Here is a 14,359-nt window from a genome sequence, read left to right on the forward strand (position 1 = left end):
TGAGCATCCGTAAATCGGGCATCGAGTGGATCGTCGACCGGAAACGCCCTGCTGTCCTGCAGGCATGCGCAACCGGTACGCGGTGAAGCATACGGTGTTGTGGTCATTCTGTTTTCCGTGTGTATTACTGAGGTGTTACCTGCGCATTTGCCGGCAGCGGGGGAAGTGACTGTGGATCAATCTGGTCCATATCAGCCTGAATCAGGCTGGCGTAGCGGCTCTCCAGCGTGCCGATATCCATCACACCCTGCGTCAGGGGGTAGGCCCGCAGGGTGTGGACGTTGACCATGAACGCGGTCGGCGTGGCTATGGGCAGCCCGTTGCCAAAGAACGTCATGATTTCGTCCGCCAGGGGCAGAACCGGATCGCTTTTGCGCGGAATGAGCGGCACCGGAAACGAGGCATCGCCACCGCCATCGAGCGTGTAGGGATACACCCGGATGTTGTGCTGGTCGGCCCAGCTCTTCAGGTCAGGATCAAACTTCGCGCTGTACTGACAGTGTGCCTGCATGAAGACGACCACGGCGTAATCCGTCATGTTGACGCGGCGGCCGTCAGGCAGCTGCATCAGGCTCTGCGGGTCGGCCGGTTTTACCGGCGTCTCCGTCGCGGGTTGCTGCTGTGTGATTTTTGCCGCATCGAGGGCAGCAATTTCATCCCGCGCACCGGCGCTGGCCAGCAGGGGAAACAGCAGTAAAAGCGCGGTCAGGGCATTACTTTTCATCCTGCACCTCCGGGATAACGTCATGGCGGTGTCGCCAGTACCACCACCGGTTACAGGCCAGAAGCAGCGCGGAGAGCGCCATCAGGAGATAGCCTCCCCACAGGCACATTAACTGGGTAAGCCAGGGGTATGCCCCGGTGATATCGCTGAGGCACTTGAACATGATGCCGGCAAAGAAAATGACGACAATCTCAGACAGGGACAGGGCTTTCATCATTTCACCTCTGCCGTTTTTTTATTCTTCTTTGCCATCAGAAGATGAATGAGGCCGCCGGCAAGCAGCAGTGCTTCAATGACGCATAACGGTACCCACAGGCGCTGTTCTTTCACTGTAATGAGGACGGCACTGATATTTTCTGACACGGTGACGGGCACAACCACTTCGGGAGCAAGGCATCCCGAATGGCTGACAGGGCACATCTCAGCGTAGGCATCACGCACCTGCCAGAGAGTGGCGGTATCGGTCAGTGCATATGAAACGTATTCAGACAGCCAGATACTGAACATCAGTCCGGAAGGCAAAAAGAAGAAAAACAGGAGCGAGTTTTCCAGTATCCAGGAAAACCATTGAGGAAGTTTCATGAAATGCCTCGTTTAGCAGGTAACGAAATGAGTGTTGAACAGGAGAAACAGACAGCACACCGACCGGCACTCAGTGCATGCAGAGCGGTGTCAGCTGAAAGCTGAATCTCAGAGGGACAATGGTTTCATGGTGCTATTCCTTCTCCTGCAAAGTCTTACGCAATGATTTCACCTTCCGGCCTGCCCACTCAGCGGCCTCCGGAACGCCAGGCTTACTGCCCAAAAACCACCAGAAAAACGCGCCGGCAAACGCAACGGTCACATACAAATTGCGTATCAGACGATCCACATTTTTCTGCCAGGCAATGGCATCAACGGCCGCGCGCTCACACCTGACCGGCGGCGCTGCAGCGATACCGTTCCCCTGTGGCATAACCGTTTCAACGGGCGTGCTGAGGGGCGGCGCACAACCCCATATTTTTCCGGGCGGGGCGTCCACGACCAGATCGCGGGCGGCATCCAGAAACGTACCGGTAACAGAGTTATTGAACGTAAGCAGCATAAAAAGGAGGAACAGAACCAGTGACGGCGCGGTGACTAAACTGAACCAGGCAGCACGCCAGCAGGCGCGCAGGCTCCGGGCAGCACGGTATGTACTCATGGGTAATCCTCAGAAGAAAGGGTCAGTGACCTTCACGCCGGTTAGCAGATGAAGGCATGTTTAACAGGCACCACACGGGAAAATTCAGTAGCGCGATAAGCAGGTAAAATTTCACCAGGAACCGATCGCCCTTCAGGATGAAATCTGACTCAGGCGTGACGCGCTGCAGACACGGTCGCGGCCAGGGGTCATCCAGCGGCACCACCGCGCAGTCGTGGCTGACAGGCTGTGCGGGTGTCACGGGCACTGTCTCGCTGAACGTTCTCGCCGCGCTGACGAAAAACGCCGACGGCGACGGAACGGACAGCACCAGTGCCAGCAGTAAGATGCCGGGGGCAGTGATAAAGCAGAAAAACACCGCCTGAAGCCCCGACAACACGTTTCCGGCGATCCGGATTTTATTCACGGGAGACTCCTCAGAAGTTGGGTTTAAAGCCGGTGGACACATTCAGGAAGCGCTTCGCCAGGTCATCCTGGGTCATGAAGCCGTAGACCAGCGGCTGGAAGTTGCGGCTGCGCGGGTCAACCAGAAACAGTGCCGGGAAGTGCGAGATACGCATGGCCTGTATCTGCCCGTTGTCCGGGCGACTGTCCGGAAGCGACGGTGCCACCTGCCCGTCAACCGAGACCGGAATAAGGGACAGATGGTTAATCTTCGCAAAATCGGCCACCACACCGGCCATCTGCGCATCGATCGGGTCACTGCCCCGGTAGAAGTAAAACAGCCCGTACTGCTGCCCCATCTTCGCAATCGCCTCCTGACGCTGCGCCTGATCGCGGGACTGTACCAGCGGTGCCATGCTGTTGTAGTGCGGGTACTCCAGGTTGTAGTCCAGCTCCGGGTGCGTCAGCTGCGCGGCGGCAAACGACTGACTGAACATGCTGCTGCGGTCGGTCCAGAACTTCTGCCACTTGAGGTACGTGGCCGTGTTCTCCCGCGTCGGGTACAGGATGGCGCGGTTAAGCGCCTCCATTGTGTACTGACGCAGCACCTTCGCCTGCTCCTGCGCCGTCATTTTGCTCAGGTCCGGCACGCGCGGCTTCTGAGGCGGGGGCTGAACCGGCGGCGGCGCGGGGGCTTTTTTCGGCTCGTTGTACCAGGACCAGCCCGTGAACGGCGGTGCCGGCGTGACAATCTCTTCGGCGAATGCCGGGAGTACCATCAGCATCAGCAGCAGGGAAATACTGCGGCGCATCATTTTGTACCTCCTGTCTGTTTCACCTGCGCGGCGATGCGGTCTTTCACCTGCTGCACCATCACCGACGAGTTGGGGACTTTCTGGTTAGCCATCAGGTCCTCGTAGAAGTCAGCGAAGTTGATACGGTCAAAATCGATACCCTGCAGCTGGGGAACGGTGATGCCGCCGCAGTCGGGGCTGCTGCCGCTGCCGAAACTGACACCCAGCTGATCGCGTCGCCCCTGCTCCTGAATGATGCGCGCCAGCTTGCCGTCAAAGACGCAGTACACTTTGCTTTTCTGCACGCACTGGCCGAGGACTTCATGGTCACAGCGTTCGCCCACGCTGACGGTGATTTTCTTCGCTTTTGCTTTCCCCAGCGCCAGCTCATCGTCATTACAGGCGGACAGCCCGGCATCCTGTCCCCAGCCGCTGTCCTTACAGCAGTTGGAGAAGCCCGCAAACGCCTTACGACAGCTCATCGCCTTACCGGTGAAGGCTTTGACATTTATCTGATCGTCCTTCACATCGGCGGCGGCGGAGGCGAGACCGGCCAGTTTCGCCACGGCAGTATCAAACCCGCTGTCACCCGCGCCATCGGTGTCACTGCAGTTCCCGGACTGGCAGAAGTACGTCCCGCCGCAGATAAGCCCGGTGGAGGAGAAGTTGCGCTGGCACTCGTAGTTCACCACCTCATGCTCACAGTAAGCGCCGGTGGCGGTCTGGCACTGCGTTCCTGTGACGGTGCAGGCGGGGTTATTCATCAGCGAAGCGCAGGTGCCGTTTGAGCCGGTTTTCTGCAGGTACTGGTCTTCATACTCCCAGCAGTCGCTGTAAACCTGCTGCGTCTCGCCGTCTATCACCACAGGGCGGTTACCGCCGGGCACGGTGCAGACGCTGGAAACCGGGACGGCACCGTTTTTGTCGAATCCGCAGGTTTCACGCCAGACCACTTTCGGTACGCTGCTGGTTTTTTTCACCCGGATGACCAGGGAAATTTTCAGCTGCACATGCCGGTTCTTGAAGGTCTGGCTGCCTGACCCGGAGTGAATGCTGTGCTGATGTTTTGAGGTGAATGCCACGCCGGCCGTCAGCGTGGCAGGAACCGGGGTGAACGCCACATCCTGCGCGCTGCCCTTGTTGTGCCAGGGAATTTCCGCCCCCAGGACAGAGATGTTCATGTAAAAGCGCGGCTTGTTCCCTAACCGGTCTGACCAGGTGTACGTGGCGCGGACAATCTCGCCGCTGACGGTCGGTACAATGGTGACGATATTCATGCCGTTGATCTCCTGCACCGGCTGCTGACTCATTTCGTACTCCACCGTTTTCGTTTCCCAGGTGGTGCCGCTGCCATCCACCTCAACGGTCGCGCTGCGTTTACAGCTCTGGTTAACCCACACATCCCGCTCGCAGGTGTATTTGTCGAACACGGATTTCGTGACCGTGCCCGGCTGACACTGCTGCGGATTACCGGTGCCGTTGACGATATTGTCGGCAGCGCCTTCCGCGTTCTTGCCGGCGGTGATGTAGGGGGCTTTCGGGTCAATCACCGGCAGCGGGTTTTTCGTGCCGGCTTCGATGACGGCCTGCCCGGCCCCGCTGTTCTGCAGCGCCTGCTGGCCTTTACTGTTCAGGCCACCGTCGCCGCCTGACACGCCGCCGTAGTACCCCGTTTCGGGCGGGCTGGCGGTATAGCCCGGAATGCTGCCCTGCACCGTGCCGGGATTTTTCAGGGACGAGGTGCCCTGTGGGGCCTGTCCCTTACCAAAGCCGGCCCCGGCACTCCATGCATCCTGATTCGCATCCGCACGGACCAGGCCACTGGCAAGCAGCGCCAGAAGAAAAATGACCGGTTTCATCGGGCGGCCTCCAGCAGCTGGCGTGCCGTGGCGGCACAGTCGCCGTCAGACGCCACCTTCTCCAGGGCCTGCTGCAGCGGGAGACTGCCGCGAATGACGTCGTAATGCCCCGGACAGGTGACGACCAGCGCCGGCACGGCGGTGATGTGATAGTCGCTGTACAGCGTCGGATCTATCTGAACGCCGATGTCCTTGTCCTCTCTGGCCAGCTCAAACATGGCCGCCGCGGTCTGGCGGAAATCGTTGTTGCGAAGCCCGCGCAGGGTGGCCGGAATGTTCAGGCGGTGAGCATCCTTCAGCATCGGCACCAGGCCTTCGCGCGGCAGCCCCAGGCTGACAAAGTAAATGGCCGGAAAGGTCTTTTTCTCACCGTCAGGATGTTCTGCCGCGATCCCCTGCTGAAGACGCGACATCAGGTCCTGCTGCTGCGCCGGCAGCGTCACCGTCTGCCCGGACAGCGTGTCTTTGAAAGCCTGTAAATTATCCTGCTGCTGTTTCATCCACGCCCGGTCACGGGCGGAAACGTCAGCCTGCTCACTGGCTTCGGCGCAATGGCAGAGCACCAGGCTGCCGGCAAGCAGCGCCCGGAAAAGAGTATTTTTCATGGAAGACCTCAGAGAAAGACGCAGTTACGTTTACGCCAGAGGAGATAACCGAAGTTTTTCTTCGACGACGGGGAGTTGTGGGACGTGCCCCAGAGCTGCGTACTGGCCCCGAACGGGTGGCAGTTTGACGCCTCCGGCAGCATGTTCACCATCTGATAGCGCCAGCGCTCTTTGGGAATAATGGGGGACGGGTACTGGTTACAGACGGCGTTGTTGGCACCGATCGAGTTCCAGACCAGCCCTTCCCGGTGCATTTTGAACGCCATGCGCTCGGTCACCAGAACTGACGTCTCCAGGGGTGAAAATTCCCCGGTGGTATACCCGGTCAGGGGATACATCGACCCCTGCGCCCCGGCGCACCAGAACAGCGGCGACAGCGGCAGGCCGGCGGACGCGGCAGCGGCATCTGCCGAACAGGCGGCCTGTGCCACCAGGTTACCGAAGAGCGCGGCCTCCGGGTTAATCAGCATCGAGAGCGTACTGTCATTCCAGAGGGGATCGACCTCGGAGAGGTAGGCGATATCCATGTCCCCGGTCTGCAGGCAGCCGATACTGGTGATGATATTCAGCCACCATATCAGCGGGTATTTGTACCAGTGAACATGGTAGAACGCGCCGGCAGCGGGTCTGTCGCTCTGTCCGGCCGTCCCGGTCCCGGTCCGCCCCAGATCGATTTTAAATCCGCCCATATTGACCATCACGCCCGGCTCGCGGGTCACGTCCGTCATGGCCATCGGCTCCCAGAAGCCAATGGCCAGCCCGACGCGGTAAAGCACCCCGACCGGGCATATCTGCAGCGGACTGGACGGGTTACTGGTGTCAGGCTGTGGCCCGGAGGCCAGTTTGATGTTGCCGAGCGTCATGGGAAAAAGACACTTCCAGCACACGTCCGTGATGGGGTTCACCCAGCGTCCTTCCCCGGCATTGCTGGCGGACGACACGGGCAGTGCCGTACCGGCCAGGACAATACCGAGCAGAAAGAAAACCGCCCTCAGCCTGCGTCGCATGGCACCTCCCGCCGGCGCAGCCAGATACAGGCGGGACCGTAATCCTCGTCGTCGAATATCGCGCCGGTAAACCAGCCCTCGCCGGGCGGTACGGGCGGCGTCCAGTATGAAATATCGGCGTTGCGGGCATAGGCCTGCGCCGCCGGCGTGTCTTCGTCAGTATCCAGACAGACCAGCGTGTCTTCCAGGCCGTTGTCCGCCAGCCAGTGGTCATATTCAGCCTGCGGGACACAGTCCCGGTCACGGTAAAATGCAGTCAGTGCGGGGTGGCACCAGTAGCCGTCAGGTGTGCGGACAACCGGCACCGGCCCGACAGATTCAGGAAGGTTCATGTTATGCCTCAGCGGGGTATGCCACGGCCACCGGTCGGCGGGAGGGCGGATAAATGGGGAAATCAGTCGTTGGGCGCGGCTTCGATAATCAGCTGCTCACGCGCGGTCTTGTCCATCCGGCGCAGCCCCACAATGGCGGCACGGATGACTACAGAGGTTTTGTAGAGCGGGTTTTCGCCGAGGATCTCTTTCAGGCAGGCATCGGAATCCGCGTTATGTCTGACGGAAGAGATGATCAATCTGTGTGCCCCGCTCCGTTCAGGGTCTTTAAGCATGGGTCCACCTTTTCAGGCTGTTTTGTACATGGTTTCAGGAACGTGCGCCGTGAATCCGTAACCGGCATCACCGTTAACTTCAACGTCCTCCGCGCTCCCGCAGTTCATTTTAAAAATCGCCTTCTGCAGCAGGTTCGCCATAGTGCCCCGGTCATCCTGAGCCGTCCCCTGGACGATGATCCGGGCAACAAAATGTCCAGGAACAGGCTCGGCGTCCTTTATCTCCTGCAGCGCCGGGGGCAGCGCCATCATGCCGGTCTGCGGGAAGAAGCCCGCGCCTTTTGTACAGAGCCGGGTAGTGGCGGACCACCGGACGGGTGAGGCGTCATTGCCGGCGATACCACTGTGCTCAAACCCGCCGGTGACCGTCTGCTGCTCCACTGAAAAGAGGGAGCGGTCTTCCCGCCAGGTGCTGCCGATACGGCCCAGCGCCCGGGAGATACTGGCATACGGCACGCCTTCGTCGGCCTCCACGTCCAGAATCAGCTGCCAGAACATCGGCGCAGCGGTTTTTTCCGGTGTCGCAATCCGCTGTAAGCGCCAGCCACGCTTGCGCAGGCTTTCGAGCAGATCTTTCAGCATTATCTCGCCGTAGCCGGTTTTCTGACTCTGCCGGACCGCGTCCTCCACCATTTCCGCTGTCTGCTTCGGTGCCCAGTATTGTTCCCTGGCACGGATAAGGGCGGCGGCAATCTGCTGCCGGTCCGTGAATGGCATGGATCGCATTGCCAGTATGCCGGGCAGCTGCCCGGTCTCACTCGTCAGTGCATAACCGGCGTCATCAAGCGCGCGCTCCAGACTTTCCAGCATCCGGAGCATCGAACTGAGCCCGCCTTCCTGCCAGAGATAAATGGCCGTGCTGAGATCGGTCAGCGTCTCGTTTTTCGTCTCTTCAACAGGGGTGCCGTAGCGCCAGGCCTTTTCTTTTCCTGAGCGCTGGCGACTCATGTAAATCATGAGGCCCAGCAACAGGAACAGGCAGGCAAGCATAAGCAGCGCCCAACGGTTAAAGACCTGGACTCCGCTCGCGGGTAAGCCCACACCCAACATCAGCAGGAACAGTAAGGCAATGAGTATGGGTTTCATGCGCGGCTCTCCCGCTGTTTATCGAGAAAGGCGTTGATCAGAAAGTCGGTGAACCGCTCATCGCGCTTCTCTGCCTCCTTAACGATCACGCCGGTGGCGCGCTGCCAGCCCACAAAGGCTTTGGTCACGAGATGACTGGCCCAGCCATCAAGTTCGGGGTAAATCTCTTTCAGTTGATTGCCGCTGACACGCAGCGGCCTGGCAGGTACCGGACCGGTACTGCTGTTCGAGTGAGTTACATTCATGTTGTCACCACGGGCAGAAATAAAAGAGGGCTTACAGGAGCGCTGGATTTTTGGTTACCAGGGTAGCTGTCTGAACATTAAACCGGTCATAAGCCACCAGGGTACGACGTACACCAGAGAATTCTTAACGACGGAGAACAGTGCAGGGTGCGGACGCCTGGACACATCTTCTGGTCCCCATCCCCTCGCTGTATTCATCTGGAAAATGACCTGTGTCTGACAAAACATATATGAAAATACAAAGAGAACGGGTTTTGCTGTGATGTCTTTCCAGAGAATCGCAATAGCAACACACTGGATAAGAAACGTAATCACTGAGGCACATATCGACAGCCGCCGGTCCTCTTCCCTGACCATACGGGCAATGAGCCATACCTGCAGTGGTGTCAACAACACTGTGTAAGCTATAAGAAAATAAGTGCCATTCATTGACTCACCTCCGGTAAACGTATTTCTTCAATCTTCAGAACCTGACCGTCACGCGTGATACGCACCGGGGTGTGCTCAAACCCGAATTTCGTTGTCAGGACACCGGCCTGATCGAAGTAGATGCGCTCGTTCAGGGCATCGCTGGTTTCTTTGATGTTTCCCTTCACCAGGATGATTTTGAAATCCGTCGCGCCGGTCAGCTGCTGCTTCATCCAGGCCACCTGGTCGCGGTTGTCGCCGTCGAGAAAGTAGAGCGTCTGGCTGTAAGGCACCCGGTCGAGCGGATTCACCTGATCGCCCTTGCGGGCAATGATGTTGCCCTGCATATCGGTGATGGTTTCGTTGACGGTGAAGGTGGGGTCATAACTGAAAGCGCGGTACTTTTCGGCAGGCGTCAGGCCGGCAACGGGCGGCGGCCTGACGGCGTTACGCTTAACGCGCTCAACCGCCTCGTTGCGCAGCTGGTTCAGCTCACCGCTCTGCTCCATCGACTGCAGGCGCTTCTGGATAAAAACCAGCATGTCCTGCTCCTGCGGCTCAAACACATTCCCCCAGGTGCCGAGGTCTTTTGCCCCGGCACCGGCCGTGATGCCCGCCAGGAGTATCCCGGCCAGACAGCGGGTCAGGTTCATTTCACCTCCCCGGCAGGCGACTGCATCCGCGCTGCGATATCGTTGCGGATGGCCGTGGTGATGTCAGGCTGCACACTCACCACGGCCGGCTGCACCAGAATCACCGCGTTATGCTTCTGCTGCCACGCGGCCAGGCTGTCGATCATGGCCTGGTTGAAACGACTGACCAGGGCTTTCGCCCGCACCTCATCGAGTTTCTGCTGCGCAGACTGCTGGATGAAGATGTCCATCGTGCCCTTCATGTCGAACGTCACGACCTGCGGGGTCACCAGTCTGGCCACGCCCCAGGCAATGCCGGTCACAATCAGCAGCGCGCCCGCGCCGCACGCCAGAAGCTTCGGCCAGCGCGACGCCATACTGCCCGCCAGCGTCACACCGTCACGCACCACCTCCGCGTCATAAGGTTTGTTATCACTCAAGCTTTTTTCACCCATTCCTCAAGCTCCGCCAGTTCCTGACCATATTTGATGCCTGCCAGCCGGTATGCTGCCTCTTCGGAACTGGCCCCTTTTTTCTGCTCTTCCTGCATGAACGCGAAGTCCTCGCCACGCGAACTGAACATGGCGCGCGTGACCGGGTCGACAAACAGGCGATGAAACGAGCTGCGCTCGCCGATCGTGATCAACAGCGAGCTGTAGCCGGTGTCGATGGCGGGCTGGAAGTACTTGATGACCTCTTTTTCGATTTCAGTGAACTGATCGGGATATTCCGCCAGATACTGTTTGAAGGCCTTTGCATCCTGCAGGAGGGTGATTTTGGTGGAACTGTTGTTCCAGGCCGCTTCCGCCTGCTTACTGGCGGTAAAGTCCTTGATACCCTGGGTGATGGTGATGAATGCGCCACGGTGACGACGCACGGTACGGTAGCCGGTCTCAATAAAGGTGGCAGCGTGCGGGTTAGAGCCCCCGAGCAGTCGCCAGGCCTCATCGATGATGGCCACTTTTTTGATGTTACGCGGGCTGTGATACATCTTTTCCTGAATCGCCAGAATGAGCGAGAACAGGACGGCACTGAGCAGCTTCGGTTTGTTTTCCAGACTGAGCATCTCCAGCACGGCGAAGCGCGTATCTTCGTCGAGTGTCGGCTTCTCTGCGTTGAAGTATTCACCGTATGAACCCCAGCTGCAGTAGGCTTCCAGCAACAGGGCCAGCTCGGCAAGACGGGCCACAATCGTTGGCCGGTCCTGAAACCCGTTGTTGACCTCCGGGCTGGTGAGATAGGCATGGACGTCATCAATGCGCGCCCTGTTCCCTTTACTCTCCCATGCCTCGGTCACGGCTTTCTGCAGGATGGCTTCACATACGCCGTCCAGCGCCTCTGTCGGGCTGGCCAGTACGGCAAGAAGCCGTACAATCCCCTCAGCTGAAACCCTGATATCACGGATGTTGGCAAATGGGTTAAAGCGCAGTTCGGCCCCGTCGAGGTAGACGCCCCCGGCCTGCTTACAGTAGTTTTTGTAGCTGTCGCCCATGTCGATGACCCAGGCAAACCCGCCGGCATTCAGGACATCACGCAGTACCCCCTGAACGAAAAACGATTTTCCCGCCCCGGACGTGCCGGTCACCGCAATATTGGAGTTGGTGCTGCCGTTCGCCTCATCAAACATGTCGAAGAAAGCAGTCTGGTTGCGGTAGGTCGGCAGCGGCATGCCGCGCCGTGACAGATGACGTTCACCCACCACCGGCATCAGGTTGACGGCATTCCAGCTCTTGGCGCGCAGTGTGGCACCGGTGGCTTTCAGGTCTTCCCACATCCCTTCCTGCATCATGAACGGCATGGATGCCAGCCAGTTACGCATCTGCTGATACTGGATAGTGGTCAGCTCCAGCTCATTTTTACGGAAGACGTTAATGGCGGCCAGCTCGCAGGACAGCGCATCTGCGTCATTATCCGGCGTGAACAGGGTGAGGTTAAAATAGTACCGGCACAGGGACACCTCATTGGTGCCCAGCTCCATCTGCATTTTCCGCCATTCTTCCGCCTGTTTTTTCACCCCCGGAAACAGCATGGCGTAGGCCGAGCTGGCTTTTTTGCCGAGATCCATATTCTTGCGCAGCGCCTCGCCCTGGCTCCGGGTCTGCTCTTCCAGCTCAACGGTCCAGGTCAGCATGAAGGGACAGGGGATGCCGAGGTCAGGAAAGCGCAGGTTCTGAAGGTTGTCAGCGCCCTGCCAGAGTGCAAAACGCGTCGGGTTTTTGGTCAGCTGCATGTTCACCACGCGACACGATGAGGCCGCCACGCGCGTCTGCCGGACTTCCGTTGCGTTACCGTCGTTATCCCGCATCTGCTTTTCAATGATGGTTTCAGGTAGCGCAAGACTGATATGTGACGGGCGGACCTTGATATCGATACCCTGATCGACCACCTGACGGTTCATCTCCTCCTCGGTGTTCCACTCATCACCGGCAGGCATGACCTGTCCTGAACGGTAGTTAACAAGTTCACGCATGAGCGAGAGGAAGTCGTTTGCTGTGGTGTTCACCGAGTCGATACGCGCGGCGTTCAGTGACACGCGGATGGTATTGCGGATCTGCTTGAGTTCATCCGTTATTTTCGGGGTGAAGTGACGAGCCTTACGGCCGTACACAATAAATAAGCGGTAATTTCGCAGGTAAAGCGGATACTCCCGTTCATTGGCCAGTCCCTCCACCGCTGATTTTTCCCAGAATGCGCGGGTAATGCGGTTGAGATGTGCGGCCATCGGGCCTTTCCACATGTCGGCGCTGACGCCGCGCGAGATACGCTCCCCGACACACTTGCTGGCGACCATGATGACGGTCACCGGCGTTTTGCGCGGGAGCTTCTTACGCAGCATGTCATCCAGCGCGGCGACCACCTGCTCATTCGCGCCCGGCAGAGGGGCCGCCTCAACGATAAAACCCGCTGAGCCGGCATTGATAAACATGTCGTTGGCATCATCGTAATAACGCCACGGCAGGGCTGCGGTCAGGGAGGGATAATCCCAGGTCTGCTGCAGGTTGGCTTTCGCCGTCGCGGAGCCATCTTTCTGGCCGCCCTTTTTCAGCAAATCCATCATGCTTTCAACAAAGTCAGACATTATTAATTCCTTTCATTCTGGTGCAGGCGGGCTGCGATATCGCCTGGCTGCACCAGGCCTTTCGCAACAAGGGTGTCATACAGCAGGAAGCTTTTACCGGCAGCCGGTTTCCCGGTGCAGATAACGTTGCCGGTCCGGCAGCCACGCCGGGCTGATTTGCGGCTCATTCATCGCCCTCCCCGATAACGCGGAACCCCTCATCCCAGTGAGATTTGTTTTTCACAAACTCCACGACGGCGGGCTGATGAAAGTTGTCGTCGGTGTCAACCCACGGGGCAATCCACAGACGCTGTGTGGCGTCCGGAACACGCTGCGCCGTCACACGCCCTGCGCCGCTGACAGAGCTCGCCGGCGACACATACGGTGTGGTCGGTGCAGTCTGGCCGGTCAGGGTGCTGCGCACCGGTGACGATACGGTGGCGATCGGGCGCGGGGCGATGACACCGGTTGCTGCGACAGAAACGGGGCGGGAAGAACTGACCGCCGGTGCCGTGTTACGCAGTGCCGGCAGGGTTTCACCCGCAGGCTTTTTTACGGCAGCGTCCTGACCGATGTCGTTAATGCTTTTCCCCTTCGCGGCCAGGGCATTGGCCTCAGCGGTGGTCAGGCATTTATCGGTGGCAGTGGCATTACAGTCGAAATCTGAATTCATACCGGCGCAGCCGGTCAGTGCGCTGCACAGCAGTGCAGCACCCACTAATTTATGCATGGATGACTCCGGTTAAAAAAGGAAAAGAGATGTCAGTTGCGAGGCGTGATTACGTGCGCGACACCATAACAAAGCGGGAGCGCACAGGTACTGAGAAACGCCTTCAGGAACCAGTCAGAGGGTGGCCAGGAAAAAGTCCAGTCTGAGTAAAGTTTAATGAGCCAGAAAGCAGCAAAGGCAAGCCAGGTAAGGCCTAACCCCATTACCGTCATGACGGATAAATGCCTTTTTCTGTCGCTGAGATGCACTGCCATACACACCAGGTTCAGAACCGAAAGGACCAGCGCGACCCGCCAGAGTGACCAGTCAAAACCTGTCAGGCCTTTGGGTATCAAAATGGCGTATACCTTCAGGGCGGCCGGGTAAATCAGTAACGGTATCCAGAGCCACTGCATGGCGAAGCCGGCTTTTTTGATGAAGCTCATGATGAGAAATACCCCTCCGGCGGATTGAGACTGCAGGAACTGCACTGCAGCGGTGTTATGAAGTCAGTCTGAGCAGCCTCGCTTTTAGTCGCGCTGACCATCAGCACCAGGGAGGCGAGCAGCGCCAGCGTAACGAGCATGAGGGTGTGCATTGCATAACGGTTCATGGCAGCTGCTCTGCCTTATCCGGCGTATTCGCCTGAGTCTGCGGCGTTGTTTTTTCCGGGTGAAAGACGGTCATGCATTCGCTTTCATACCAGGTCCGCAGGTCGACCGGGTCCATGCGCCATTTACGTTCGATGTTCTCCTGAAAGTGCTGCCAGGCTGCCTTGTTACGGGGCCGGTACTGTGACAGTCGCCGGCGTATCGCCCGTGGCCAGTTATCATTCCGCCATCCTGGAATAAGGAACATGACGCCTGCCACTGTCCCCACCCCCCCCCCTACAAACACAGGCAGATGATTAGCCCCCGCTGCGGATGCCATGACAAGCACAAAGAGCACCACATAAAAACTCACCTGGCGGGGTGTAAAGGCGTTGCGCTCCCATTTCTGAATATCACTGCCAGTCTTGCGAAGAATCGTGATGTTGTAGTCATCATTCATGCTTTCAG

21 protein-coding genes are annotated in these 14,359 nt (G+C 58.5%); all 21 read right to left on the minus strand.

The features are described from left to right. Window positions 1-124 precede the first annotated feature (124 nt). The 21 genes from trbB to HF650_RS24810 all read right to left on the minus strand — a co-directional run bounded on the left by trbB (window position 125) and on the right by HF650_RS24810 (window position 14,351). Window positions 125-724: an F-type conjugal transfer protein TrbB gene (trbB, locus tag HF650_RS24710; RefSeq protein WP_187802833.1), complete on the minus strand. Its 600-nt coding sequence runs from the start codon at window positions 722-724 to the stop codon at window positions 125-127. Further along, window positions 714-941, minus strand: coding sequence for a hypothetical protein (locus HF650_RS24715; protein ID WP_223284351.1), 228 nt, complete (start codon window positions 939-941; stop codon window positions 714-716). The genes trbB and HF650_RS24715 overlap by 11 nt, the downstream gene beginning before the upstream one ends. Next, complete coding sequence (locus HF650_RS24720) at window positions 938-1,306, minus strand: hypothetical protein (RefSeq protein ID WP_187802834.1); 369 nt, start codon at window positions 1,304-1,306, stop codon at window positions 938-940. Before HF650_RS24720 ends, HF650_RS24715 begins: the two co-directional genes overlap by 4 nt. A gap of 133 nt (window positions 1,307-1,439) precedes the next feature. Beyond that, window positions 1,440-1,907: a hypothetical protein gene (locus HF650_RS24725; protein WP_187802835.1), complete on the minus strand. Its 468-nt coding sequence runs from the start codon at window positions 1,905-1,907 to the stop codon at window positions 1,440-1,442. 22 nt (window positions 1,908-1,929) lie between these two features. Beyond that, window positions 1,930-2,313: a hypothetical protein gene (locus HF650_RS24730; protein WP_187802836.1), complete on the minus strand. Its 384-nt coding sequence runs from the start codon at window positions 2,311-2,313 to the stop codon at window positions 1,930-1,932. 10 nt (window positions 2,314-2,323) lie between these two features. Then, entirely contained in the window at window positions 2,324-3,106 is a 783-nt protein-coding gene (gene traF, locus HF650_RS24735) for a type-F conjugative transfer system pilin assembly protein TraF (RefSeq protein ID WP_187802837.1), read from the minus strand. Beyond that, entirely contained in the window at window positions 3,103-4,944 is a 1,842-nt protein-coding gene (gene traN / locus HF650_RS24740) for a type-F conjugative transfer system mating-pair stabilization protein TraN (RefSeq protein WP_187802838.1), read from the minus strand. Before traN ends, traF begins: the two co-directional genes overlap by 4 nt. Further along, window positions 4,941-5,549 carry a type-F conjugative transfer system pilin assembly protein TrbC gene (gene trbC / locus HF650_RS24745; protein ID WP_187802839.1) on the minus strand — a complete coding sequence of 203 codons (609 nt, stop codon included), beginning with the start codon at window positions 5,547-5,549 and terminating at the stop codon, window positions 4,941-4,943. Before trbC ends, traN begins: the two co-directional genes overlap by 4 nt. A gap of 8 nt (window positions 5,550-5,557) precedes the next feature. After that, window positions 5,558-6,556: a conjugal transfer pilus assembly protein TraU gene (traU, locus tag HF650_RS24750; RefSeq protein ID WP_187802840.1), complete on the minus strand. Its 999-nt coding sequence runs from the start codon at window positions 6,554-6,556 to the stop codon at window positions 5,558-5,560. Further along, window positions 6,541-6,888, minus strand: coding sequence for a hypothetical protein (locus HF650_RS24755; RefSeq protein WP_187802841.1), 348 nt, complete (start codon window positions 6,886-6,888; stop codon window positions 6,541-6,543). Before HF650_RS24755 ends, traU begins: the two co-directional genes overlap by 16 nt. 62 nt (window positions 6,889-6,950) lie before the next feature. Continuing rightward, entirely contained in the window at window positions 6,951-7,163 is a 213-nt protein-coding gene (locus tag HF650_RS24760) for a hypothetical protein (RefSeq protein WP_094419028.1), read from the minus strand. A gap of 12 nt (window positions 7,164-7,175) precedes the next feature. After that, on the minus strand, window positions 7,176-8,249 hold the full coding sequence (locus tag HF650_RS24765; RefSeq protein ID WP_187802842.1) for a hypothetical protein: 1,074 nt from the start codon (window positions 8,247-8,249) through the stop codon (window positions 7,176-7,178). Continuing rightward, window positions 8,246-8,494 carry a hypothetical protein gene (locus tag HF650_RS24770; protein ID WP_187802843.1) on the minus strand — a complete coding sequence of 83 codons (249 nt, stop codon included), beginning with the start codon at window positions 8,492-8,494 and terminating at the stop codon, window positions 8,246-8,248. The genes HF650_RS24765 and HF650_RS24770 overlap by 4 nt, the downstream gene beginning before the upstream one ends. 425 nt (window positions 8,495-8,919) lie before the next feature. Continuing rightward, window positions 8,920-9,555 carry a type-F conjugative transfer system protein TraW gene (gene traW / locus HF650_RS24775; protein WP_187802844.1) on the minus strand — a complete coding sequence of 212 codons (636 nt, stop codon included), beginning with the start codon at window positions 9,553-9,555 and terminating at the stop codon, window positions 8,920-8,922. Beyond that, window positions 9,552-9,989, minus strand: a complete 438-nt coding sequence (gene trbI / locus HF650_RS24780; protein ID WP_187802845.1) for a type-F conjugative transfer system protein TrbI — start codon at window positions 9,987-9,989, stop codon at window positions 9,552-9,554. The genes traW and trbI overlap by 4 nt, the downstream gene beginning before the upstream one ends. Then, entirely contained in the window at window positions 9,971-12,613 is a 2,643-nt protein-coding gene (gene traC, locus HF650_RS24785; RefSeq protein WP_187802846.1) for a type IV secretion system protein TraC, read from the minus strand. Before traC ends, trbI begins: the two co-directional genes overlap by 19 nt. Window positions 12,614-12,615: 2 nt before the next feature. Continuing rightward, window positions 12,616-12,780, minus strand: a complete 165-nt coding sequence (locus HF650_RS24790; protein WP_187802847.1) for a hypothetical protein — start codon at window positions 12,778-12,780, stop codon at window positions 12,616-12,618. After that, window positions 12,777-13,322 carry a type IV conjugative transfer system lipoprotein TraV gene (gene traV / locus HF650_RS24795; RefSeq protein WP_187802848.1) on the minus strand — a complete coding sequence of 182 codons (546 nt, stop codon included), beginning with the start codon at window positions 13,320-13,322 and terminating at the stop codon, window positions 12,777-12,779. Before traV ends, HF650_RS24790 begins: the two co-directional genes overlap by 4 nt. 32 nt (window positions 13,323-13,354) lie before the next feature. Next, window positions 13,355-13,747, minus strand: coding sequence for a hypothetical protein (locus HF650_RS24800; RefSeq protein WP_187802849.1), 393 nt, complete (start codon window positions 13,745-13,747; stop codon window positions 13,355-13,357). After that, window positions 13,744-13,914, minus strand: a complete 171-nt coding sequence (locus HF650_RS24805; protein ID WP_187802850.1) for a hypothetical protein — start codon at window positions 13,912-13,914, stop codon at window positions 13,744-13,746. The genes HF650_RS24800 and HF650_RS24805 overlap by 4 nt, the downstream gene beginning before the upstream one ends. Then, complete coding sequence (locus HF650_RS24810; RefSeq protein WP_187802851.1) at window positions 13,911-14,351, minus strand: hypothetical protein; 441 nt, start codon at window positions 14,349-14,351, stop codon at window positions 13,911-13,913. Before HF650_RS24810 ends, HF650_RS24805 begins: the two co-directional genes overlap by 4 nt. Window positions 14,352-14,359: the final 8 nt, after the last annotated feature.

This window comes from Kosakonia sp. SMBL-WEM22 (genome assembly GCF_014490785.1).
Lineage (GTDB): Bacteria > Pseudomonadota > Gammaproteobacteria > Enterobacterales > Enterobacteriaceae > Kosakonia.